Source organism: Chryseobacterium urinae, assembly GCF_030518295.1.
GTDB lineage: Bacteria > Bacteroidota > Bacteroidia > Flavobacteriales > Weeksellaceae > Chryseobacterium > Chryseobacterium mucoviscidosis.
The window spans coordinates 58749-83324 of the sequence record NZ_JAULSJ010000009.1; the positions used below are offsets into that span (position 1 = coordinate 58749).

26 protein-coding genes are annotated in these 24576 nt (G+C 36.0%); 25 read left to right on the top strand and 1 reads right to left on the bottom strand.

The window, feature by feature from the left end; translation table 11 throughout:
• Positions 1 to 158: 158 nt before the first annotated feature.
• From QWT87_RS07405 to lepA, 7 genes are all read left to right on the top strand, one after another.
• The gene (locus QWT87_RS07405) at positions 159 to 710 is read left to right on the top strand and encodes an RNA polymerase sigma factor (RefSeq protein ID WP_076391069.1); all 552 of its coding nucleotides are present in this window, start codon (positions 159 to 161) and stop codon (positions 708 to 710) included.
• A gap of 18 nt (positions 711 to 728) precedes the next feature.
• Positions 729 to 1355: a hypothetical protein gene (locus QWT87_RS07410; protein WP_302715291.1), complete on the top strand. Its 627-nt coding sequence runs from the start codon at positions 729 to 731 to the stop codon at positions 1353 to 1355.
• A 6-nt stretch (positions 1356 to 1361) separates the two neighbouring features.
• On the top strand, positions 1362 to 1874 hold the full coding sequence (locus QWT87_RS07415) for a hypothetical protein (protein ID WP_273076617.1): 513 nt from the start codon (positions 1362 to 1364) through the stop codon (positions 1872 to 1874).
• A gap of 96 nt (positions 1875 to 1970) precedes the next feature.
• The gene (locus QWT87_RS07420; protein WP_302715296.1) at positions 1971 to 2978 is read left to right on the top strand and encodes a hypothetical protein; all 1008 of its coding nucleotides are present in this window, start codon (positions 1971 to 1973) and stop codon (positions 2976 to 2978) included.
• A gap of 21 nt (positions 2979 to 2999) precedes the next feature.
• Positions 3000 to 4019 (top strand): hypothetical protein, encoded by a 1020-nt coding sequence (locus QWT87_RS07425; protein WP_302715298.1) that lies wholly within the window; start codon positions 3000 to 3002, stop codon positions 4017 to 4019.
• A 132-nt stretch (positions 4020 to 4151) separates the two neighbouring features.
• The gene (locus QWT87_RS07430; protein ID WP_302715300.1) at positions 4152 to 5951 is read left to right on the top strand and encodes a BamA/TamA family outer membrane protein; all 1800 of its coding nucleotides are present in this window, start codon (positions 4152 to 4154) and stop codon (positions 5949 to 5951) included.
• 90 nt (positions 5952 to 6041) lie between these two features.
• On the top strand, positions 6042 to 7838 hold the full coding sequence (gene lepA, locus QWT87_RS07435; RefSeq protein WP_302715302.1) for a translation elongation factor 4: 1797 nt from the start codon (positions 6042 to 6044) through the stop codon (positions 7836 to 7838).
• A 178-nt stretch (positions 7839 to 8016) separates the two neighbouring features.
• Here the strand turns inward: lepA and QWT87_RS07440 are convergent, their stop codons facing one another.
• A complete protein-coding gene (locus QWT87_RS07440) occupies positions 8017 to 8655 on the bottom strand; it encodes a DUF1579 domain-containing protein (protein ID WP_302715304.1) in 639 nt (212 codons plus the stop codon).
• Positions 8656 to 8778: 123 nt separating this feature from the next.
• Here QWT87_RS07440 and QWT87_RS07445 point away from each other — a divergent pair, with 123 nt between their 5' ends.
• The 18 genes from QWT87_RS07445 (at position 8779) to QWT87_RS07530 (ending at position 24539) form a co-directional block, all read left to right on the top strand.
• Positions 8779 to 9474, top strand: a complete 696-nt coding sequence (locus QWT87_RS07445; protein ID WP_302715306.1) for an NUDIX hydrolase — start codon at positions 8779 to 8781, stop codon at positions 9472 to 9474.
• A gap of 668 nt (positions 9475 to 10142) precedes the next feature.
• On the top strand, positions 10143 to 10685 hold the full coding sequence (locus QWT87_RS07450) for an NADAR family protein (RefSeq protein ID WP_302715309.1): 543 nt from the start codon (positions 10143 to 10145) through the stop codon (positions 10683 to 10685).
• Positions 10686 to 10716: 31 nt separating this feature from the next.
• Positions 10717 to 11265, top strand: a complete 549-nt coding sequence (locus QWT87_RS07455; protein ID WP_302715311.1) for a prolyl hydroxylase family protein — start codon at positions 10717 to 10719, stop codon at positions 11263 to 11265.
• A gap of 2 nt (positions 11266 to 11267) precedes the next feature.
• Positions 11268 to 11672: a hypothetical protein gene (locus QWT87_RS07460; RefSeq protein ID WP_302715314.1), complete on the top strand. Its 405-nt coding sequence runs from the start codon at positions 11268 to 11270 to the stop codon at positions 11670 to 11672.
• A 72-nt stretch (positions 11673 to 11744) separates the two neighbouring features.
• Positions 11745 to 12749: an SPFH domain-containing protein gene (locus QWT87_RS07465; RefSeq protein WP_302715316.1), complete on the top strand. Its 1005-nt coding sequence runs from the start codon at positions 11745 to 11747 to the stop codon at positions 12747 to 12749.
• Between the two features lie 168 nt (positions 12750 to 12917).
• Positions 12918 to 13826: a diacylglycerol kinase catalytic domain-containing protein gene (locus QWT87_RS07470; RefSeq protein ID WP_302715318.1), complete on the top strand. Its 909-nt coding sequence runs from the start codon at positions 12918 to 12920 to the stop codon at positions 13824 to 13826.
• A gap of 199 nt (positions 13827 to 14025) precedes the next feature.
• A complete protein-coding gene (locus QWT87_RS07475) occupies positions 14026 to 14499 on the top strand; it encodes a macro domain-containing protein (RefSeq protein WP_302715320.1) in 474 nt (157 codons plus the stop codon).
• Positions 14500 to 14798: 299 nt separating this feature from the next.
• Positions 14799 to 16031, top strand: coding sequence for a TIGR02452 family protein (locus QWT87_RS07480; protein WP_302715322.1), 1233 nt, complete (start codon positions 14799 to 14801; stop codon positions 16029 to 16031).
• A complete protein-coding gene (locus tag QWT87_RS07485; protein ID WP_076391083.1) occupies positions 16028 to 16663 on the top strand; it encodes a DUF4291 domain-containing protein in 636 nt (211 codons plus the stop codon). Before QWT87_RS07480 ends, QWT87_RS07485 begins: the two co-directional genes overlap by 4 nt.
• The gene (locus QWT87_RS07490) at positions 16663 to 17571 is read left to right on the top strand and encodes an ADP-ribosylglycohydrolase family protein (RefSeq protein ID WP_302715325.1); all 909 of its coding nucleotides are present in this window, start codon (positions 16663 to 16665) and stop codon (positions 17569 to 17571) included. The genes QWT87_RS07485 and QWT87_RS07490 overlap by 1 nt, the downstream gene beginning before the upstream one ends.
• A complete protein-coding gene (locus tag QWT87_RS07495) occupies positions 17561 to 18070 on the top strand; it encodes an O-acetyl-ADP-ribose deacetylase (protein WP_302715328.1) in 510 nt (169 codons plus the stop codon). Before QWT87_RS07490 ends, QWT87_RS07495 begins: the two co-directional genes overlap by 11 nt.
• A gap of 105 nt (positions 18071 to 18175) precedes the next feature.
• Complete coding sequence (locus tag QWT87_RS07500) at positions 18176 to 18862, top strand: SIR2 family NAD-dependent protein deacylase (RefSeq protein WP_302715330.1); 687 nt, start codon at positions 18176 to 18178, stop codon at positions 18860 to 18862.
• Positions 18862 to 19800, top strand: coding sequence for an ADP-ribosylglycohydrolase family protein (locus QWT87_RS07505; protein WP_302715332.1), 939 nt, complete (start codon positions 18862 to 18864; stop codon positions 19798 to 19800). Before QWT87_RS07500 ends, QWT87_RS07505 begins: the two co-directional genes overlap by 1 nt.
• Positions 19801 to 19823: 23 nt before the next feature.
• The gene (locus tag QWT87_RS07510) at positions 19824 to 20975 is read left to right on the top strand and encodes a hypothetical protein (RefSeq protein ID WP_302715335.1); all 1152 of its coding nucleotides are present in this window, start codon (positions 19824 to 19826) and stop codon (positions 20973 to 20975) included.
• Positions 20972 to 21514: an RNA 2'-phosphotransferase gene (locus QWT87_RS07515; RefSeq protein ID WP_302715337.1), complete on the top strand. Its 543-nt coding sequence runs from the start codon at positions 20972 to 20974 to the stop codon at positions 21512 to 21514. The genes QWT87_RS07510 and QWT87_RS07515 overlap by 4 nt, the downstream gene beginning before the upstream one ends.
• The gene (locus tag QWT87_RS07520) at positions 21511 to 21714 is read left to right on the top strand and encodes a hypothetical protein (protein ID WP_302715339.1); all 204 of its coding nucleotides are present in this window, start codon (positions 21511 to 21513) and stop codon (positions 21712 to 21714) included. Before QWT87_RS07515 ends, QWT87_RS07520 begins: the two co-directional genes overlap by 4 nt.
• Positions 21711 to 22466: a metallophosphoesterase family protein gene (locus QWT87_RS07525; RefSeq protein ID WP_302715341.1), complete on the top strand. Its 756-nt coding sequence runs from the start codon at positions 21711 to 21713 to the stop codon at positions 22464 to 22466. Before QWT87_RS07520 ends, QWT87_RS07525 begins: the two co-directional genes overlap by 4 nt.
• Positions 22467 to 22814: 348 nt before the next feature.
• Entirely contained in the window at positions 22815 to 24539 is a 1725-nt protein-coding gene (locus QWT87_RS07530) for a M14 family metallopeptidase (RefSeq protein WP_302715343.1), read from the top strand.
• The last annotated feature ends 37 nt before the right edge of the window (positions 24540 to 24576 follow it).

A 24576-nucleotide genomic window follows, 5' to 3' on the forward strand; every position in this document is an offset into this window, starting at 1 on the left:
TTTAAAGTAATTCTAAGGATATAAGATTATCAATAAATAAGAACACAATGAAAACGTTTAAAATAATTCATATATTTAATAAAGATATTTGGACTAAAAATTGAAGGAGTAATTTAACTTTCAGTTATTTTTGTAATCCAAAACAATGAAAGCATCCTATGAAGATTAAAGACACGGAAATTATTTCGTTGATGCAAGATCCGCGAACTCAGGAAAAAGGAGTTCGTGCACTGATGGATGCTTATCAGAGTAGATTGTATTGGCACATAAGAAGAATTATTGTGGACGGAGATCTTGCGCAGGACACTTTGCAGGAGACTTTTATTAAAGCTTATCAGAATTTTCATCAGTTTAAAAATGACAGCCAGTTGTACACATGGCTGTACAGAATCGCCACCAATGAGGCGCTTCAGCAGATTAATAAACTGAAGAAAATGCAGAAGACCGATGAAGATCCCGAATATCATATGCAGAATCTTATTGCTGACAATACAGACGGAGATGCAGAAGAGATACAGATTTTGCTGCAGAACGCCATACAAAGCCTGCCGGAAAAGCAGAAACTGGTATTTATGATGCGGTATTATGATGATTTGCCTTACGAAGAGATATCTAAAATTGTAGATATGTCCGTAGGAACATTAAAAACAAATTATCATTATGCCAAACAGAAGATAGAAGAATACATCAAAGAGAATTACGAAAGATAATTTTTGAGAAAAAACAGCATGAAAGATTTTGATCTGGAAAAATTAGAACGCAAAAATATATACAAAGTCCCCGAAAATTTGTTTGAAAATATTCAGGGAAAGGTATTGAGCGGAATGAATGATTTTGATCTGGAGCAATTGGAACGTAAGAATATTTACACCGTTCCGGAAAATGTATTTGAAACAGTTCAGAATAATGTGGTAAAACATATTCTGCCTGTTAAAAAAGCACCGATTTTTAAACTTAACTGGGCTTATGCAGCGGCGGCATCGCTTGCCTTGATTTTTGGAGCGACTTTTGTTTTCAACAACGGAGATTCTGCAGATCAGGTACAGCAACAGGTTGCAGCAAACAATCAGGAGCCTAAAACGGAAAGCCAGATTGCTTATGAAACCTTAAAATCTGATTTAACTTCTGTTGAGAATAACAATCAAACAGGTAGCAGTCAGGACAACAATAAGTCTTTAGCGAAAGAAGAAAAACCGGCTAAGACGGCAGATGAAGCAAGACCAAAATCTTCACCATCTGTTTCGAAACAAAATGAGGCTCAGATGAACGAGTACCTGGATTCCTTCTCAAATTCCGAAATTTCGGAACTGGCAAGCAATTCTACACAGGACGTTTATTTGGACTTATATAATTAAAAGAAAATGAAAAAGATATTATTTACGCTTTTTATTATCTATAGTTTTGGTCTGAATGCCCAAAGGACAGATTATGACTGGAAGAAGATGGATCCTAAACAGAGAAAGGAGATCATCAATAATCTTTCTCCTGAGGAAAGAAAGAATCTTCTGATGAAGTTCAGGAATAATATGGTGATGGATAATCTGGATATTGATCCCAGTGATAAGGAAGAGTTTACCGATATTTATAATGAATATCTGGAAAGCCAAAAGCAGATAAAAAGTCAGTTTAATTCTGATTTTAATCCTGAAAACTTATCGGATGAAGAGGCAAAAGCCAAGCTTCAGCAGAGTTTTGAAGTAGGGCAGAAGCTGCTCGATAACAGGAAAAAGTATGCAGACAAAATGCAGAAAGTAATACCATGCCAAAAAGTTTTGAAGCTTTTCCAGTCTGAGGGAATGATGAGAGATAAAATGAACGAAAGAAAACCTCACGGAAATAATGGCAGTAATAGTGCTTCAAGACAAAACCCATAATAGTTTATTTTTTTAATGTTGGACGACCCTTGCAATTTATTTGTGAGGGTCGTTTAATTTTAAATTAAAACTATATTTTTGCGAAAATTTTTAACGATGAAGAAGATAATTCTGTTTTTGATGTTTTCATGTATTTTAACAGCGCAGAAAACTGAATATATAAAGCTCAACCAAAGTATTAAAGATAAATTCTCACGGGTAAAGTCTTTAACCCTGATTGATAACAGAACTGAAAAAGATTTAGGAACTGTAACCTACAAAAAAGAAAATGTTCAGTTGAAGTTTGAAAATGAGGATCTTAAAAAATATGTAGAAGACTGGTTTACAAACGATAATAAGACCAAAGGAAATAATAACGATATTGTTTTGTTGTTGGAAGAAATCAGGATTGATGATTTTAAAAACACAGGCTTGGCAAAAGCAAAGGTTAAAATCAGCAGTTTTATCAACAGGAACGGCAAATATTATTTCATTAACCGGTACAACAGTACGGTAGGTTTCAATTCAAAATTAACGCCCAACATCCCAAGAGTAATATCTGTAGCCATAGAAACTATTTTTTCCACTTTAATTAAAGATTCTTACTCGCATATCGCTTTGAGTACTCCAATTGCTGAGTCTGATCTTCATAATTATGAGAAAATCGTAGGCAAAAATATCAAATATCTTACAGTCCCTGAACTTACAAACGGAGTGTATAAAGATTTCAGATCTTTTTCTCTTCAAAAGCCGGAAGAAGGATATTATGTAGATAAAAATAAAAAAGGAAAAGTTATCGGGATTAAAAACAGGGAAGATCTTCTTTTATCCGCAGAGTATGTTTTTGGATATGTGGAAGACGGAAAAGCATACCGACTTACGCCTGTTGGCTTCTTAGAAATGCAGAAAGACGATAAAGGATATTATGTAGTTTCTTCAAGACTTGAGCTGTTTCCGCCTCAGAATGTTAATAACGGCGCCATGATTGGTGTAATGATGGGCGGAATTGTCGGCGGACTGATCGGTGCAGCACTCGATTCCGGAAAAACAGCAAGAGATAAACCTGAAAATTTGTCTAATATTTACATCGATCCACTTACGGGAGAATATATTTTTACGAAGTAATTTTAATTTAAAATTTTAATGATGAAGAAGTTTTTGCAGGTTATCATGACTTGTCTGTTGATTGTTTCTTTTGCACAGAATAAAGAAATCATAAAACTAAAAGGCAGTATTCCCAATAATGGAGAAGGAGATTACAACACATTAATTGTTATTGATAACAGAAAAGATAAAACCATCGGAGTTCTGCCTTTTGGAGATGGCAAAGAAATGAAAGAAGTTTCGTTTCAGAACAGTCCGGAAGACGATCTTTCCGAATGGTACCGCAGAAGCAATCTGAAAGGAGGGAAGCAGGATCTTGTGTTAGTTCTTAATGATCTTAAATTATCTGTAAAAGAAACGTACGAAAGGAAAAACATCGGAACCATGAAATTTTCCCTTCAAAGCTTTGTGAAAGAAGAGGGGAAGTATCATTTTCTGTATAAAAAAGACACCACATTTATGTTCAGTCACAGAGATGTTGCCGATGCGATGGTGAGAAATATGCATCATCTATTTTCTTTGTATCTTGAAAAAACATACAAATCCAAACCTTCAAAATATGACCTTACACGGGATGATATTTCCAATTATCAAAACTATGTAAATAATTATCCTGCCTTTAAAAATGAAACCCTGAAAGAAGGAATCTATCTGGATTACAATTCGTTTTTCAGACAGACTCCGGAAGAAGGCTACACATTGGAGCGATGGGAAAATGGAACATTAGATAGGGCTGTAAAAACCGAAAACGGAAAGAAAATGAAAATTCCTTCCCGTAAAATGTTTATCTATGTAGAAAACGGAAAAGCGTTTAAAAATACCTATTCAGGATTTCAGGAACTGTTAAAAAATGAAAAAGGATTTTACATCGTCGCAAAACCTTCAAGTTTATTTCCGCCTCAATATGATATTAAATTAGGGATCATGTTTGGATTGGTCGGCGGAATTGCAGATGCACTACTTTTTAATCCGAATAAGCTGAGTCATAATCCTCAGGAAATTTACATCGATCCGATGACAGGCGAGTACGATTTTAATGATATTTTTGATGAATTACCATAAAAAAGAGAGACAGCGCGTCTATCTTTTAAACTTTCTGCGAATTAAAAAGATTCTTTACTCAGCAAAAAAAATATTCAGCACTTTATGGCTTGTAAATTGATACTACAAAATTTACCGAATTTCAGATGGTAAATGAACAAGTCGATCGTAATTTTAGCTCTTATTTTTAATTGTTTCTTCTTTTTCCATGCACAGGAAAAAAAGGATTCGATCTATTATAAAATTGAAAAATTTTCAGATAAGAGAAAATTTACCAAATTCCTTCACCGTTTTATATTTCGTAGAGAAGCAGATTCCGTTTCTGTAAAAACAACCACCGAAAAAGTTGTGCAGGAAACGCACGACGGAAAATACATCAGAAATATTAAAATCGAAACCATAGATCCTTTCGGATACGGTTCTAAAGATAAGAAAGAGAAATCCAGATGGTACGACTGGTTTACCAATCATCTTCACTCCAATACAAGAATTTCAACAGTTAACAATTATTTACTTTTCCAAAAAGGAGAAGAATACAATGCCCAGAAAATCTATGAGTCTGAACGTTTGCTGAGAACAATGCCTTTTATCAACAGAGTGAACATCAGTATTTCCGACAGTACTTCCTCCAAAGATTCTATAGATGTTATCGTAAAAGTGCTGGATTCATGGAGTCTGAAACCCAGAGCAAGCTATTCCGGAAATAAAATCGGGTTAGGCGTTACCGAAGAAAATTTTCTCGGTCTGGGGCATGACTTAAGTTTTCTGTACCGGAACGATTCCAAAGAAAAACAGAATTATTTACTCGGAAGTTACACCGCATACAATTTATGGGGTTCGTACATCAATGCACAGATTTTGGGAGAAAGGGATTTTGTCAGAAACGAAAGAATCAGCCTTAGTGCAACGCGCGATTTTTTCTCTCCTTTAACGAAATGGGCGGGAGGATTTAATTTTGAATATTTTATGCGTAGGGTTTTGCTGCCGATTGAATCCGAAACCGTTTTTCCTGAAGCTCAGATTAAAGTGTACAGTCAGGATTTATGGGGAGGTTACCAGATTCCCATTGCCTCAAAAACTTCAGAAAAAGTTTCCAGCAATATTGCTTTAATCGGAAGATTCCAGAATTATCAGTACAAAGACAATCCTGCAATAGACAAATATGATTATTTTACCTCTTACAGCAGTTTTCTGGCGTCTGTAGGATTTATACAGCGAAAATTCTCTGTTCAGAAGAATATTTTTCAGTACGATCTTCCGGAAGATATTGCCTACGGAACTTCGGCGAGCCTTACTGCGGGAGGTTTATCAAGAAGCAATAAAATAATTCCTTATGCAGGAATTTCAGCCGCGTATGGAGATTTTACCGACATCGGATATTTCAGTGTGAGAGCGCAATTCGGAAGATTCTTCAACGAAGACAGACAAAACCGCGAATCTTTCCGGTTAGACGGAACCTATTTCACCAATCTTATGGATTGGAAATTTGCCAGTGCAAGACACTTTTTTTCTCCCACGTTCGCCTTGGGAAATCCGCAGCAAAATTATTCTTACAGAGACCGCATCAATCTATCCGCAGGCGATGAGTTTCCGGTGTACAGCGCAGATTATATCGGGACAAAAAAACTCGTTCTGCGATATCAGCTTCAGCTTTTCGTTAATAAAACCTGGAAAAACTTTCATTTCAGTCCTTATTTAACTGCTGCAGCAGGCTGGTTGGCAATGCCCGATGAAAAATTATTAAAAACAAACGTCAATACAAAAATAGGAATCGGTGTTCTCATTAATAATCCTTTTCTGGTCTTCAACCGGATTCAGATTTCCTTCACCTATTATCCAAAAGTTCCTTTTGACAATAATTCATTGTTCGATTTCAACAGCAACCGGAACAATCTTTTGCCAATGAACGGCTTTACCACAGACATTCCGCATTTCGTGAATTTTGGAAATTAAAAAGGCTTAAAATTAAATTTTTGTTCTTCAAAATTAACACTAAGGAATTATCCTGCATTTTGTTATCTTTGCAAATTACAAGATTCTTAAATGAAAAACATACGAAATTTTTGCATAATCGCCCACATCGACCACGGTAAAAGTACTTTGGCGGATCGTCTTTTGGAATATACCAATACGGTGACTCAGAGAGAATTGCAGTCTCAGACACTGGATGATATGGATTTGGAGAAAGAACGTGGAATTACCATAAAATCCCACGCCATCCAGATGGATTATGAATACAAAGGAGAAAAATATATTTTAAACCTTATTGATACACCGGGACACGTAGATTTTTCTTACGAAGTTTCCCGTTCCATTGCTGCCTGCGAAGGAGCACTTCTGATTGTGGATGCTGCTCAAAGTATTCAGGCACAGACTATCAGTAATTTATATTTAGCACTGGAAAACGATTTAACCATCATTCCTATTCTGAATAAAATTGACCTTCCTTCCGCAAATCCTGAAGAAGTAACTGATGAAATCATGAATCTTATCGGTTGTGAATACGAAGATGTTTTAAGAGTTTCGGGGAAAACAGGAGAAGGGGTTCATCATCTGCTTGAGCAGATTGTGGAAAGAATTCCGGCTCCGGTAGGAGATCCGGATGCGCCGCTTCAGGCTTTGATCTTTGATTCGGTTTACAACCCGTTCAGAGGAATTGAGGCTTACTTTAAAGTGGTAAACGGAAGTATTTCTAAAAACGAAAAAATTAAATTCTTCGCAACCGGGAAAGAATACGGAGCTGATGAGGTAGGAACACTGAAATTAAAGCAGGTTCCGAAGAAATCGGTAGAATGTGGAGATGTAGGATATCTGGTTTCCGGGATTAAAGATGCTAGAGAAGTAAAAGTAGGGGATACAATCACTTCTTTTGAAAAACCTGCAGCAGGACCGATTGAAGGTTTCGAGGAAGTGAAACCAATGGTTTTTGCCGGAATTTATCCGATTGACTCTGAGGATTTTGAAGAATTAAGATTCTCTCTTGAAAAATTAAGACTGAATGATGCTTCTCTGGTTTTCGAACCTGAAAGTTCTGCGGCGCTTGGTTTCGGTTTCCGTTGCGGATTCTTAGGAATGCTTCACATGGAAATCGTTCAGGAAAGACTCGATAGAGAGTTCAACATGAATGTTATCACTACGGTTCCCAACGTATCTTACTTCGGATACACCAAAAAAGAGCCTGAAGTTCCGATTATGATTAATAACCCGTCGGAAATGATGGATCCTACCACGATGGATAGAGTAGAAGAACCTTATATTAAAGCTTCTATCATTACAAAATCTGATTTTGTAGGTTCTGTAATGACACTTTGTATCGAAAAAAGAGGAGAAATCGTTAACCAGAGTTACCTGACATCAGACAGAGTAGAATTAATTTTCAATATGCCTTTGGCTGAGGTGGTTTTCGACTTCTACGACAGGCTAAAATCCATTTCTAAAGGGTATGCTTCATTCGATTATCATCCGATCGGTTTCAGAGCTTCCAAGCTTGTAAAAATGGATATCCTAATCAACGGAGATATGGTAGATGCTTTATCTTCATTGATTCACGATTCGAACGCCTACCACATCGGTAAGAAAATGTGTGAAAAGCTTCGTGAGCTGATCCCAAGACAGCAGTTTGATATTGCCGTTCAGGCGGCTTTAGGAACGAAAGTTATTGCAAGAGAAACCATTAAAGCGTTAAGAAAAGACGTTACCGCAAAATGTTACGGAGGAGATATTTCCAGAAAGCGTAAACTTTTGGAAAAGCAGAAAGAAGGTAAAAAGAAAATGAAGCAGATTGGTAGGGTAGAAGTACCGCAATCGGCGTTTATGGCTGTTCTGAAGCTGAATGATTAGTGAAAGAGCCAAGTAAAAAGGCAAAAGATAAAAGTAGAGTCCGTCTCACAACTAGTGAAAACGGACTTTTTTTATGTTTTTTCTCGACCTCCTGATGGAGAATGGTTTTCGTACAGTGGAATCTAAACCCACATCATAGAGTTGTGAGACTAACTCTTTTTTATTGAGATTAATGTTTTTATTTTTTCGTGAACTTGATTTCCATTGTTTTAAATTCTTTTCCTGTTTTAGAATCCGGTCCGTACATTTCCATTTTTTGGGTATTATCATCTACGAAAGTGAAAACTTCTCTTACCTCACAGTCTTTTCCGGGTCTTGATGGATCTGTCATTTTTCCTTTAAATTCAATAGATTTTGTTGACGGATTCCAATCGCCTTCCATATTCATAATTCCTGTTCCCATATTGTCGATCCACGTACTTACAAATTTCTTTTTAGAATTGTCATAAGCCAAAATGCTCATTCCTTCAAATGGCATTCCCATGAAATTTCCTTTGTGATTGCTTACCTGATAACGACCATCGAAAACCATTTTGTTGGTAACTTCAGATTGGCTTATCATTGGTTTTCCGCCGTTTTCCATCCACATGGTATTTTCTCCAGACCAATTTCCGTCAGATTTTGCTAACATTTTGTGCATTTCTCCCGGAGTTGCATATTCTATCCAGGCTTTTGTTGCGGTTGCAGAATCTACGGGTTTCCATTCTTCATTTGTTAAAGAATCTGTTTTATCTGAGTCTGTTTTTGCCACAGTTTTGCCTTTATCACAAGAGAAAAGTAGAAAAAAGGTACAAGCTGTAAAAAATAAATTTTTCATAATTGTTTAGTTTTAAGTTGATTATAAATTTAAATAAAAATTGTCTACAAAGAATAATTATTTTTATGTTGATATTCATGATTCTAAATTGTAACTTTGTGTATTCATAACGCAAATTAAAAAATGGAGTCTCCAAAAAAATTACAGGATATAAAAGTGGCTGTAGATGCAGTAATTTTCGGATATTTTGATAAAAAAGATCTTCAGATCCTTCTCATTAAAAGAAACATTGAACCCTTTAAAGGAGGTTGGGCGCTTCCCGGAGGTCTGGTTTTGGATGATGAAAACCTTGATGATGCCATAAAACGCGAACTCCACGAAGAAGCGGGAATAAAGCCCGATTTTTTGGAGCAGCTTTACACTTTTGGAAATGTAGGTCGCGATCCCCGAAACCGCGTTGTTTCCATCGCTTATTTAGGACTTGTCAATCCATCCTATCATGAATTGTTCGCCGATTCTGATGCCGAAGATGCACAATGGTTCAGCGTCAATCAGCTTCCGAAACTGGCTTTTGATCATCAATCCATTATTGGTATTGCCTTAAAAAGACTTCGCACGAAAATCCAGTATCAGCCGATCGGATTTAATCTTTTGAATGACGAATTTGCCTTTTCAGATCTTGAAAACCTATACAAAACCATTATCGGTAAAGAAATAGACCGCCGTAATTTCCGCAAAAAGATCATGAGCTACGGATTGCTTAATGAAACCAATAATCTTAAAAAAGAGGGCAGCGGAAGACCCGGAAAACTCTTCACTTTCAATCAGGAAAAATACAAGGAACTGGAAGAGCAGGGATTTTATTTCGAAATCAAATAGTGTTTTTAAACACAAATAGCACAAATATTTACACAAATTTTCACGAATGATTCTTTTGCGTTCGCTGTCATTCAGAATGAAGCGAAGCGGAATGAAGAATCTTTACATTTAGACCAAACATAATAATAGATTCTGTGAACTTCGTTCGCATCCCTTCAGGCTGTGTCAGAATGATATAATTTGTGTAAATTTTACCCTCTATATTAATTGATTAAAAATTTGCGCCATTTGCGAAAACATTTGTGCCATTTGTGTTTAAAAAAATAATTTCAAACCGACTTTAGCCAAAATCTAAAGCATAAATAAAATTTGAGCCATTTGTGAAAAACATTTGCGCCATTCGTGTTTAAATAAAATAATTTTTCAATTCAGAAATCTCAATTGGCTTTAGTCTAAACATAAAAACCAATAAATACTTGTGTCCTTTGTGAAAAACATTGTGCCCCTTGTGTTTAAATAAAAAAATTTCAAACCAGCTTTAGCCAAAATCTAAAGCATAAATAAAATTTGCGCCATTTGTGAAAAACATTTGTGCCACTTGTGTTTAAATAAAAATAAATTTTTAGCACTGAAAATCAATCAATTAAAACATTTAGCGTAAAAATAACACAAATAAATTTGGAAGATAAAATCATATTCCTTTAAATTTGTGTAAAAATAACGCAATAATGAAATATACATTAAATAATACCATCGAAAGATTTCATCAAAAAGAAAATCCGGAATTTCTTTTCTTTTGGGGACATACCGTGAAAGATGAAATTACAAAAGCATGCTTCAGTCAGTGGTTTCCTTTTGAGTTTCAAGAAAACGGAATCATGTACAAAACAGCAGAACATTATATGATGGCCGGAAAAGCGAGATTATTTAATGATCATGAAATTTTAGAGCAGATTTTAAAAGCAGAAACTCCGAATCAGGCGAAAAGTTTAGGCAGAAAAGTCAGAAATTTTGATCCGGAAACCTGGAACGAGCATAAATATGAAATCGTGAAACAGGGAAATTTTCTGAAATTTTCACAAAACGAAAAATTTAAAGAATTTCTGCTTTCAACAGACGATACAATTTTAGTAGAGGCAAGTCCGTACGATAAAATCTGGGGAATCGGAATGCTGGAAACCAATGCAAAAGCAAAAGATCCTTCAAAATGGAATGGTGAAAATTTATTAGGATTTGCTTTAATGGAAGTAAGAGACGAATTAAGAGGGTAAAAACACAATAGCCGTAAACCAATTAGAAATCATGAAAAAAACAGAGCTCCATCTTCAGATATTTTTAATAGAAAATTTCCTTTCGGATCAAGAATGCGATCATTATATTGAAATGACGAAGGATAAAGTCTTTGAGGAAGCGAAAATCAATATGAGAGGTCGACAGGTTATGAGCAAAGGAATCCGAAACAACGACAGATTGATGATTTTTGATAATAATTTAGCCGAAAATCTTTATGAAAGAGCGGTTGAATTTCTTCCTCAGATTCATGACAATTATGAAGTTTCGGGATTTAATGAAATGTTCAGGATTTATAAATATTCTCCGGGACAGCAGTTTAAAATGCATCACGATGGAAGCTACATCAGAAATGAAAATGAGAAAAGTTTCTATACCTTTTTAATCTATCTGAATGACGATTTCGAAGGCGGAGAAACTGAATTTGAACACTTGTTCACTGTAGCTCCGAAGAAAGGCTCTGCGTTGGTTTTCTATCATCCTTTGAGACATGAAGGAAAAACACTCATCAGCGGACAGAAATATGTTTTAAGAACAGATGTAATGTATTTAAAGACTTAAAAATGAAAAAGATATATGTTTCAGGAAACGGAAATGTATCCTGGGAAAAGTTTCAGCAGTTTTATATTGAATCGTTAAAGAAATTCAATCTTGATGAGTGTGAGTTTATTATCGGAGATTTTTCAGGGACCGACACATTAATGATGGAATTTTTAAAAGATAAAACAGAGAAGGTAACCATTCTTCATGTCGGAAAAAGACCGAGATATTTTGCCAATTCTTTTAAAACAAAAGCTGAAAAATGGAAAGTGATAGGCGGTTTTACTTCAAATTATGAAAGAGATACCTTTGGAATTGATCTATGCACTCATTTTCTGGCGGTTGATTTCAATACCGATGAAAAAAGAAAAAGCGGAACATTAAAAAATATCGAAAAGTGTTTTGCTTTAAATAAAATAAAAGTGTAAAAAATTTTACCTATAATTTGCGTAAAAAATACACGAAAATTAACAGATTGTTTCACTAAAAATCATAAAGCTATGTTTGGATTTACACACATCAAATTTGATTCTATGACGTACGTTCTTCATTTTAAAAATGGAAAGATCGCCAGAGAAGGAAGAGGTTTATCGTTCTTTTATTTCGCTCCCAATTCGTCTATTGTGGCTATTCCTTTGGGAAGCAACGATCTGCCTTTTATCTTTAATGAAAACACGAACGATTATCAGACCGTGAAAATTCAGGGACAGATCAGCTATAAAGTGACCGATCCGAAAGCACTTTCCAACACGCTGGATTTTACCGTGGACGGAGAAGGAGTTTACAAAAAGAATGACATTGAAAAGCTGAACCAGAGAATCATCAATCTCGCACAGACAGCGACTTCATCATTCATTCATCAGCTCAATTTAAAAGATGCTATCCGTTCTGCCAAACAGATTGAAGATCATATTCTGAAAGGATTAATAGATTCCGAATCTATTAAAAGCATGGGAATTGAAATCTTGGGAGCCAATATTTTAGCCGTTCAGACCACTCCTGAAATGGCAAGAGCCCTGGAAACGGAAACCAGAGAAAAACTGCAGCAGCAAGCCGATGAAGCGATTTATGAAAGAAGAAATTTTGCAGTGGAACAGGAAAGAAAGATCAAAGAATCTGAGCTGAATACAGAAATTGCTGTTGAAGAAAAGCAAAAGCAGATTGAAGAAAAAAGAATGAAAACCGAAGTTCAGCAGGAAGAAAACAACAGAATCCTTCGTGAAATGAAAATTGCCGCCGATATTTCTGTAGAAAACCAGAGAAAAAAACTGATCGAGCAAAAAACGGAAAACGACAGAAAAGAAGCAGAAACACAAGGTTATATTCTGGAAACTTCCTTAAAGCCATACAAAGAAATCGACTGGAAAGTCCTCACTGCTTTGAGCGGAAGACAGGATGCGAGAAATAACATCGCTTTAGCGTTCAGAGAATTGGCAGAAAACGCCGGAAAAATCGGAAACTTAAACATCAGTCCCGATTTGCTGGATAGTATTTTGAAAAAGTAAGAGGCTGGAAGAAGGAAGTTGGAAGCATTTAACGGTCTCAAAAAAAGGATAAAATAGGTTATCGTCTTTGCTGAGCAGAGCGCCTTTGCGAACCTTAAAAACAGTTAGTAGTAAAATAAAAACTTTGCGGACTTTGTGTTAAAATAAAAACTTCTGAATAATTAAAAAATGAAAGTAGAATACGCCATCATCATCAAAAATAAAACCCGTCTTGAGTCTCTGGTCGAAAGATTCAACACGCAGGCTCAGGCGAAGTTTTATATTGAAAGTTCCGGAGGAAATTTTCAGGAATATGTGGATGAACACGAAAAATTCGGTCAGTCATTCTTGGAAGTTCAGACCCAGCTTTCCAAAATCATTAAAAATAAAGTGATTGAAAGAGAGTTTGTTCCCTCCTACATTTTCTCCGAAAATAACCTGATTGTGGTGGTAGGACAGGACGGTTTGGTAGCCAATGTTGCCAAATATTCCAAACATATTCCGATCATTGCGGTGAATCCCGATCCCGAAAGATATGACGGCGTTTTGCTTCCCTTCACCGCAAAAAACTTTTTAAAAGGCGTGCAAGCTGTGATGAACGGAAATTTTAGTTCAAAAAAAATGAAGTTTGCCGAAGCAGTGCTGAATGACGGACAAAAATTACGGGCGGTAAATGATTTATTTGTAGGAATTTCCTCACATTCTTCCGCACGATATAAAATCATGCTGAACGGAAAAGAAGAAACCCATTCTTCCAGCGGAATAATAGTTTCCACAAAAACAGGAAGTACAGGTTGGCTAAGTTCCATTTTCAATATGGCGTTCGGAATTTTAGGCGAAACAGCTTTAAAATATCCGCAGCTGAATGAAGAAGATTTGTATTTTGCGGTAAGAGAACCTTTTAAAAGTATCCGAACGCAAACCGATATCTGCAGCGGAAAATTAAGAAAAGGAAACAAATTAATCATCGAATCACTAATGCCGAATAATGGTTTTATATTTAGCGACGGAATTGAGCAGGATTTTCTACAGTTCAACAGCGGAGCAACAGCAGAAATAAGGCTTTCTGATGATGAAGCAGTTTTAGTTTTAAATTAAAAACAAACCATGAAAACAATAAAATATTTAAAAGGCGATGTAACAAATCCTCAAGTTTAATAAAATAGATCATTATTCAAAATTATAAATATAGCAGAACTCTGAGATCTTAGCTGAGTAGAACGCCTTTGCGAACTTAAAAGCATTTAGTAGTAAAAAAAAACTTAGCGGGCTTTGCGTTAAAAAATAAAAACAAACCATGAAAACAATAAAATATTTAAAAGGCGACGCAACAAATCCTCAAGTTGAAGGAAACAAGATCATCGCACACATTTGCAACGACATCGGAGGTTGGGGAAAAGGTTTTTTCTTAGCCATTTCAAATCGTTGGAAGAAGCCGGAAAACGAATATAGAAAATGGTTTCATGAGGCTGAAAATTTTAATCTCGGAGAAATCCAGACTATTCAGGTTGAAGAAGATATTTGGGTTTGCAACATGATTGGTCAGCATAAAATTAAAACCAATTCAAAAGGAATTTCCCCGATTCGTTATGAAGCCGTTGAAAAATGCCTTGAAAAACTTTCTGATGAAGCAAAGAAAATAAATGCAGGAATTCATATGCCGAGAATCGGTTGCGGTTTGGCAGGCGGAAAATGGGAAGAAATCGAGCCGATTATTGAAAGAACACTCTTGAAAAACAATGTCGAGGTATTCGTTTATGATTTCGAATAATTGGAAAATCTTTGTGATCTTAGCTGAGTAGAACGCCTTTGCGAACTTAAAAACATTTATTAGTAAAATAAAAACTCTGCGGACTTTGCGTTAAAAAAGAAAAAATAAACCATGAAAACAATAAAATATTTAAAAGGCGACGCAACAAATCCACAGTCAGAAGGAAACAGATCATTATCAAAAATTATAAATTTAATAGAACTCTCGGATCTTAGCTGAGTAGAACGCCTTTGCGATTTTAAAAACATTTAGTAGTAACAAAAAACTCTGCGGACTTTGCGTTAAAAAATAAAAATAACATGAAAACAACAACTTTATACAGACCCGTCGGAGAAAAAGAAATGCTCTTAATCATCGAAAGCAATTATAAAAAATTCCCTCCAAGATTAAACTGGCAACCCATTTTCTACCCCGTTCTGAATGAAGAATACGCTTCCGAAATCGCAGGAAAATGGAATACCAGAGACGAAGCCGGAAATTATCTCGGTTTTGTTACGAAGTTTGAAGTTTCTGAGGAAATAGTCAGCAAATATCCCTCACAAAACGTAGGAGCCAGAAATCACAACGAACTCTGGATTCCTTCCGAAGAACTGGAAGAATTTAATCAGGCAATTGTCGGCAATATTGAAGTGACAAAAGTTTTCATGGGAAAAGACTTCAAAAAAGCAGCAAATGAAGAGTTGGAAAATCTATTGGCAAACATTAAAAAACTAACAATGATAAATAAAGGAATGGCGAAAGATACACTGGAAATCTTAGCTAAAAAATATTATATCAACGAAAACAACGAAAAAATCAGCATAGAAAATGAAATGCAGAACTGTATTGAAGAAACCGTTTTGTATTCCTCGGAAGAACTGTCGGAAATGACAAAAAACGAACTTCCGGAAACCCAATTTGAGACTCAGTTTGAAGTCTGGAGATGCAGTTCCCTGAAAGCCATTTTACAGTTAGCCGAAGAAGAAGATCAGGAGAAGCTCATGTGCCTGAATTTTGCATCAGCGAAAAATCCCGGTGGTGGGTTCATTAACGGAGCCGAAGCTCAGGAAGAAAGTCTGGCGAGAACTTCAGGACTTCATGACAGTTTGCTTCAGGGTTGGGAATATTACGAAACCCACCGTGCAATGGAATCCTGTTTTTACACGGATATGATGATTTACAGCCCGAAAGTTCCCGTTTTCAGGAAAGACAAAGGAGAATTGCTGGATCAGCCTGTTTTGTGCAATTTCATCACCTCTCCCGCAGTGAACGCAGGCGTTGTAAAACGTCAGGAACCGGAAAGAGCGGATGAAATCTTCGGAGCAATGGATGTAAGAACAGATAAAATGCTTGCTTTAGCTTTAAACAAAGGAAATGAAACCTTAATTTTAGGAGCTTGGGGATGCGGAGTTTTCAAAAATGATCCGAAAGAAATTGCCGAATTATTCAAAAAGCATCTTCTTGGGAAGTATAAAAATAAATTTAAAAGAGTGGTCTTTGCCATTCTCTCGAAAAAAGAGGAAATGATAAAGCCGTTTGAAGAAATATCATGAAAATCAATTTAAAAAAATATAAAGAACAGCTACAGGATTGGCCGGAAAAAGGCTATCATATCATGGCTCAGTATGATGAAGATAAAATTATTGTCTACCAGTCGTATCGGAAAGAAATAGGCAATTTTGCCGTTAAAAATCAATATTTTGGCGGCGGATTCAGTTTAGAAAGAATGACTTGGATCAAACCGAATTTTCTTTGGATGATGTTCCGAAACGGTTGGGGAACAAAAGAAGGTCAGGAATCTGTTCTTGCCATTCATTTGAAGATGGATGCTTTTAAAAATTATCTGAAAAACGCAGTCTATTCTTCATACAATGAAAAATTAGAAATTTCAAGAGAAGAATGGCAGAATCAGGTGAAAGAATCTTCTGTGAGACTGCAGTGGGATCCGGATCACGATCCTTTCGGAAACAAACTGGAAAGGAGAGCCATTCAGATTGGTTTGAGAAATGATTTCATCAAAACCTTTGCAAAAGAAGACCTCCTTTTCATTGAAGATATTTCAGATTTTGTTAAAGAACAGCATCAGTTTGTTTTGAATGACGATTTAGACAATTTAGTTCTTCCTGAAGAAAAACCGTTGTTGTTTGATGATGAGGATTTAAATAAGAAATTAAGGTTAAAATAATGAAAGATAAAATCTTACTCGCTTCAAAATCACTTACGGGGATTTCCATTGGTGATGCTTTTGGGGAAAGTTTCTTTGGTGAAGAAAGTATGATCAGAATGCACATCCATCAAAGAATCATTCCTGAAAGCACTCTGGATTTTACGGATGATATCATTATGGCAATTGCTGTTTTCAAATCATTAGAAAAATTCGGACAAATCAATCAGGATTTTCTGGCGGAAGAGTTTACCCAAAATTATTATCTTGATATTAATCGAGGTTACGGACCTTCAATGCATCAATATTTCAGAGCAGTAAAGGATGGTGAAAAATGGAAAGAAGTTTCCTATTCAAAATTTGGAGGACAGGGTTCTATGGGAAACGGAGGAGCAATGAGAGCCTCTGTAATCGGAGCTTATTTTTATGATGATCTGGATCAGCTTAAAACAAATGCAGAACTGTCCTGTGAAGTTACCCACGCCAACAAAGAAGCAATAGAAGGCACAAAAGCCATTGCATTGGCCGCAGCTTTTGTCATTCAGGAAAAATTAGGATTGATACAGTTGAATCAGCAGGAATTTATTCAGAAAATTCAGTCTGAATTGAAGGATTCTGATATGAAAAGTAAACTGAACAAAGTCTTATATTTAGACGGAAATCCAAGCATTGAGTTATTAGTCAAAACATTAGGAAACGGAATAAAAATGACCGCTCAGGACACTGTGCCGATTGTACTCTGGATGCTTTCGAGATACCGAAACAATTTTGAAGAATGCCTTTGGAATACCGTTTCAGTTTTAGGCGACAGAGATACAACCTGCGCAATGGCAGGAGGAATAAGTATTTTAAGCTGCGATGAAGCATCAATTCCGGATTGGACAAAGAATGTTGAGGATTGGAAAAAAAGCAAATTTTATGAACATTGAATTAATAAAAGGCGATATCACCAAAATAGAAGCAGACGCTATCGTTAACGCAGCCAACTCTTCCTTATTGGGCGGTGGCGGAGTAGACGGAGCCATTCATCGGGCAGGAGGAAAAAAGATTCTTGATGAGTGTTTAGAAATCCGAAACCGACAGGGCAAATGCAAAACAGGAGAAGCAGTCGTTACAACCGGCGGAAATCTCCCTGCGAAATACGTCATTCATACCGTTGGTCCGGTCTGGAATGGAGATGAAGAAAAAGGATCGAAATTATTGGCAAATTGTTACCATAATTCATTAAAGTTGGCGGAAAGTTTAAAGGTGAAAACCATTGCTTTTCCCAACATCAGCACAGGAATTTATCGGTTTCCAAAAGAATTGGCTGCTAAAATTGCCATAGATGAGGTGGAAAACTTTAAATCGGAGATCATAGAAAAAGTTATTTTCGTATGTTTTGATGATGAAAATGAAAAGATTTACAGAAAATTATTAGAAGAATAAAATTAATGCTTATTTGCTGAGTCAAACGCCTTTGCGAACGAAAATATACGAGATAATTTGAAACAGAATCTTTGCGGACTTAGCGTTAAAAAAAATAACAACCAAATGAAAAAACTAACCATATTAAGCGGTGCTGGAATCAGTGCCGAAAGTGGAATAAAAACCTTCAGAGACGGAGATGGTCTTTGGGAAAATCATAGCATCACAGATGTGGCAAGTCCGGAAGGATGGCGAAAAGACAGGGCTTTAGTCCTTGAATTTTACAACCAAAGACGAAGACAGCTTCACGAAGTAGAACCGAATGAGGCACATCGATTATTGGCAGAACTGGAGAAATATTTTGAAGTTCAGATCATTACCCAGAATATCGATGATCTGCATGAAAGAGCAGGTTCAACCAATATTTTACATTTACACGGCGAATTATTCAAATCCTGTTCTTGCAGCAATAAAAACCTGATTTACGAGCAGAAAGATGATATCAACATCGGCGATAAAGCAGAAGACGGAGCGCAGTTAAGACCATTTATTGTTTGGTTCGGAGAAGATGTTCCGCTAATGAAAGAAGCAACCAAAATGGCAAAAGAAGCCGATATATTTTTGGTAATCGGAACGTCTTTACAGGTGTATCCTGCAGCGGGATTAATTCATGATATCAAGGATGACTGTCTTTTAATCGTGATCAACCCCAACGAAACGGGTTTCGGGTACGGACAGAGAGCTGTTGTGATGAAAGAAACCGCAACACAGGGAATGAAACTGCTTTTTGACAAACTGGTAAATCTTGCATAATGGATAACACAATAAAAGCCGGAATTTTCGGAGTTTGTGTGGGTGATGCTTTAGGCGTTCCGGTGGAATTTAAAACCAGAGAAACTTTAAAAACGTTTCCTGTTGAAAATATGCGTGAATTTGGATCGTGGAACCAGCCGAAAGGAACGTGGAGCGACGACAGTTCGTTAACGCTTTGCATTGCAGACGAACTCACAAAAGGTTATGATCTGGAAAAAATCGGGCAAAGCTTTGTGAAGTGGGTAAAATACGGACATTGGACGGCTCTCGGAAGATTGTTCGATATTGGCGGAACAACAAGGCATTCTGTTGCAAGATTAATAAAAGGAGAAAGTGCAAAGTTTTCAGGAAATATTTTTGAAGAAGATAACGGAAACGGCTCTTTAATGAGAACACTTCCGTTGGCATTCTATCTTAAAGACGAAGAAAATATTGAAAAGCTCTATCAGACGTTAAAAGAAGTCTCTGCAATCACACACGGACATTTTCGCTCGGCGTTTGCCTGCTTTGTTTATGTAATTTTTGCCATTGAATTAATCAAAGGAAAAGATAAAAAAGAAGCATATCATCACACTCAAAAAGTGGTATTGCAATTTGCAGAAGTTCAAGGCTTTAACCCGAAAGAGATACAGCTTTTTGATAGGGTTTTAAAGAATGATATTTCAGAATATCATGAAGATTCCATCAGTTCAGGAGGTTACGTTCTTCACAGTCTGGAAGCCTCATTATGGTGTTTCTTAAATTCTGAAAGTTATCCTGAAGCAGTATTGAAAGCTGTTAATTTAGGAGAAGACACCGACACAACCGGAGCCATCACAGGCGGAATTGCCGGAATATATTATGGTTTTGAGAGTATTCCGAAAGAGTGGATTGATGTTTTGGCGAGAAAGGAGGATATTGAGAAATTGTGTGAAAAATTAAATGAGAAATTGAAATGAAAAAGACCGTCACATTTTACGTTTTGCTTGAATTGAGAGATTTGGAGTTTCTTGCTCAAAATAATTTTAAAGTATTGCCATTCAATGAAATACCATATGCTTTTAAGCAGAAAGAAATTGAAATATTTGCTGAAAGATTAAAGCAATTTAAAGATAATATTTTGATCACTGCAAAAGTAGAATGTGATATTGATAAATTTAAAGAATACAGAGAATCTCATCCGGACGAAAACCCAACAGAGTCTGGTGGACTTTCAGAAACTCAGACGAACACATTCAATTACTCTTTAATAGATAAAATTAAAATAGAGAATGTTTTTGGAAAAAATCTTCAAAATTATGAGAATGAGAAAATTTTATCAATTCTTGAATTTGAAAATAGATTTTTTGAGTTTAGATTAAAAGTTTTTCTCATTACAAATTCTAGAGAGATCATTTCCCATGATGATTTTGTCAGTCCAATTGTAGAAAAACAAGATCCGGAGAATTTTACGGATGAGCAAATAAAGCAACAAATAGAAGAAGTAATTGAAGAGCAGGAAAAAGTTTTAAAAAAAGCAAAAGAAAGAACAGCCACAATAAATTCCGTAGAAGAAGCTGTTGAATTTTTAATTAATGAAGATTTAGATCAAACAAAATTGGATGAAATTAAAAATAAGTCATTGGTTACTCGGTTTGATGATTGTGGAGAACATTTTGGTTACAACATGTATCTTCGGAATGTATTTATTTATCCGAATAAAAATCAGATATTTCTTGAAAATCTTAGAAACTATAATTCGCATTATGTAACTGAAATGGGAGAGTTTGGTGAAGGAATTATTGAAGATTTGCTTTGGAGAAAAGTGAACAATTGTGAAACAACAAAAGATAATAGCAACAAAATAGAAAAAATTCAGAAGCAAATTAAAGAAGGTCTTGAGTTTGATTCTTATTGGAATCTAACGATCAAAATGAAATTACTTTCTTATAATTTAAATGATAATGAAATTGAAAGTTATCTTAAATTAGAAAACATGGAGGAGAATGATAAAGATAACTTTGATGAATACTACTATCAAAAAAAAGCCCTTTTAGCAAGATTAAACAAAAAAGACAGACAAACTTTCGAAAAATTAAAACAAGATTATTTCAACGTACAGAAAGTAATTAATAAATTAAAACAAAAACCATGAACGAACAACATAAAAAAAGAATAAGCAAATACCTAAGCTTTGTGCTTAGACACAAACCCGAAGTTATCGGGCTGAATTTAGACGAAAACGGATGGGCAGATGTGGAAGAACTACAGGAAAAATGTGCAAAACAAAATCGCGCTTTCACACTGGAAGAATTGGATGAGGTCGTGGAAACCAACGATAAAAAACGCTTTATTTTAAACGAGGATAAAACCAGAATCCGTGCAAATCAGGGACATTCGATTGATATTGATCTGGCGCTGAAACCACAACAGCCACCGGAATTTCTTTACCACGGAACCGCAGAAGCCAATCTTGTATCCATCTTTGAAAAAGGAATTGAAAAGAGAAACAGACAGCACGTCCATCTAAGTCAGGATAAAGAAACCGCAACCAAAGTCGGAATGCGTCACGGAAAACCTGTCATTTTAACCATTGAAACCGGAAAAATGCACGAAGACGGAATCTTATTCTACCTTTCAGAAAACAAAGTCTGGCTGACTGATTTTGTAGATGCAGAATATATTTCGAAATGACAACACAGGAATTTGATGAAGCTGTAAAAGACTTTTCTCCGGATAAAGAGGATTTAAAAGAAAAAGTTAATGAATTATTTGGAAAAGGAGCGGGAACCGTAATAACAATACATTTTATTATTGAACATCTAAAGCGTACCTTATCGGAGGCGATGGATATTATAGATTCTTGTCCGAATTATCAAAATAGATTTAAATGAAAAGAACATTAGCAATAGGCGACATTCACGGAGGATTCAAAGCATTGACGCAGGTTTTGGAAAGAGCTGCTGTTACAGAAAACGACACCCTCATTTTTCTCGGAGATTATGTTGATGGCTGGAGCGAATCTTCGCAGATCATTCAGTTTTTAATTGAACTTGCCAAAAAGCAGGAATGTATTTTTATTAAAGGAAATCATGATGCATGGACGGAAGACTGGCTTGCTTTCGGGAAAAGTGAAGATGTATGGCTTTTCAATGGTGGAAAAAGTACGGTAGAAAGCTATTCAGATTTCTCTTTGGAAGAACTTGAAGTTCATCTTGAATTTTTCCAGCGGATGAAAAACTATTATGTCGACGATAAAAAGCGACTGTTTATTCACGCAGGCTATTCGTCCATGCACGGTCCCGAAAAAGAAGTGTATTCCAGCAATTACCGTTGGGACAGAACATTGTGGGAAACAGCCGTTGCAATGGACAAAACTTTGGCGAAAGACTCCGAATTCTATCCGAAAAGGCTGCTTTTATACCACGAAATTTTCATCGGCCATACACCGACACTGCATTTGGGAAGTAAAGAACCCATCAACAAAGCGAATGTCTGGAATTTAGATACCGGAGCTGCCTTCACCGGAGCATTAACAATCATGGATATCGATTCCAAAGAATTCTGGCAAAGCGATTCCCTTCCGTCATTATATCCCAATGAAAAAGGCAGAAATAACTATACTGTTAAACCTAAAAACCGCTAAATATCTTCTCTAAATTGGGAAGATATTTTTTTTGATACTTAAAATCAGCGCCATCAGCAAAATCAGCGGGAGCAAAATACACATTGGTCATGTCATTAAGAATATAAACCGCATTTTTACGAGCGTAGTTCAGAAGGAGAGTGAAAAAGCTTATTCAGAGATAGATCCTTTCTTCATGAGATTTAGTAAAGTGAATGACAATTCTGGAAAGCAACATCTTTGCTGAGTAAAACGCCTTTGCGAACGAAGAATATTTTCAAATTTTTTAATAAAATCTTTACGGTCTCCGCGTTAAAAATAATAGTTTTCACAAACTTTAAGTAATTTTAAAGCCCAAAATACCACTCAATGAAACTGAAATATCTTTTCCTGCTGCTTACTTCTTCATTTCTTTTTGCCCAGAATCAATTTCAGACCCCTTTTGAAAAAGGAAATGGAAATCAGACCGTAAGTTATGATGAAATGAACAGCTATTATCAGAATTTAGCTAAAAATTTCAACACCATTCAGTACCTTAAAAAAGGAGAAGACGACAGCGGAAAAGCAATTTATGTGGTCATTTACAATCCTTTTCCCGAAAAAGACCTTGATAAATTAAGAAAAAACAAAGCCGTTTTGTTCATCAATAACGGAATTCATCCCGGCGAACCGGACGGAATCGATGCGACTATGATGCTGATGAAAAATCTGGCAACTCAGAAAATCAAAACACCACAGAATTTCATTGTCGCAGCCATTTCAGCGTATAACGTAAGCGGAATGCTCAATCGCGGATCATTTTCCAGAGCCAACCAGAATGGTCCGGAACAGTATGGTTTCAGAGGAAATGCCAGAAATTATGACCTGAACAGAGATTTTATTAAAGCAGATACCAAAAATGCCAGAAGTTTTCAGGAAATTTATCAGTGGCTGAAACCGGATGTTTTTATTGACAATCACGTAAGTAACGGAGCAGATTATCAATATACATTTACTTATATTTCTACCTTTAAAGAACGTCTGGGAAATATTTTGGGCGAATATTTTTACAACAGCTATCAGGCTAAAAATTTAGAAGACTTAAAGAAACTGGGTTATGAAAGTACGCCTTACGTTAATATTCATGGCGATATTCCGGAAGTTGGCTTTGCTTCGTTTGAAGATTCCCCGAGATATTCTACAGGATATACCTCGCTGTTCAATTCTCTGGGAACCGTTCCTGAAACGCATATGCTGAAACCATACGACAAAAGAGTGGATGCGACGTACAAATATATGTTGGTGAACCTTCAGAACTTAGATCAGGATTATCAGAAAATAAAACAACTCAGAGTTGAAAATCTAAAACAGTACCAAGCCGGAAAACAGTACGGAATCCGCTGGAAAATAGATTCTGCAAAATATACAACGATGGATTTCAAAGGTTTTGAGGGAAAATACAAACCCAGTGAAATTTCCGGAAAACCGAGACTTTATTACGACAGAAGCAAACTCTTCACGAAAAACATCAGGCTGTTTACAACCGCAGTTCCTACAGGTTATATCACCATTCCGAAGTATTACGTCATTCCACAGTCGCAATACCGTGTTATTGAGGAATTTAAAAGAAATAAAATTCAGATGAAGCCGATTCAGAAGGACAGTACCATTGCGGTGGAATCTTACAGAATCAATGATTTTAAAACCGTTAAAAATCCTTACGAAGGACATTATCTCCATTTTGAAACAACCGTAGATAAAGCGAATAAAAAGATAACTTTTTCAGCAGGTGATTACATGGTTCCGACCGATCAGGAAGGCATAAAATACATCATTGAAACCCTTGAACCGGAAGCGCTGGATTCCTTTTTCAACTGGAATTTCTTCGACGGTATTTTAGCCCAGAAAGAATATTATTCAGCTTATATTTTCGAAGATACCGCCGCAGAATTACTGAAAAAAGATAAAGATTTAAAACAGAAATTCGAAGCTAAAAAAGCAGCCGACAAAAAATTTGCCGACGACGGGACCGCTCAGCTCGACTGGATCTATAGAAATTCTCCCTACTTTGAAGAAAAGACATTCAGACAATATCCTGTTTACAGAATCTTATAAATTTTAAAATTTGATTTAATTTATTGATAATCAGTGT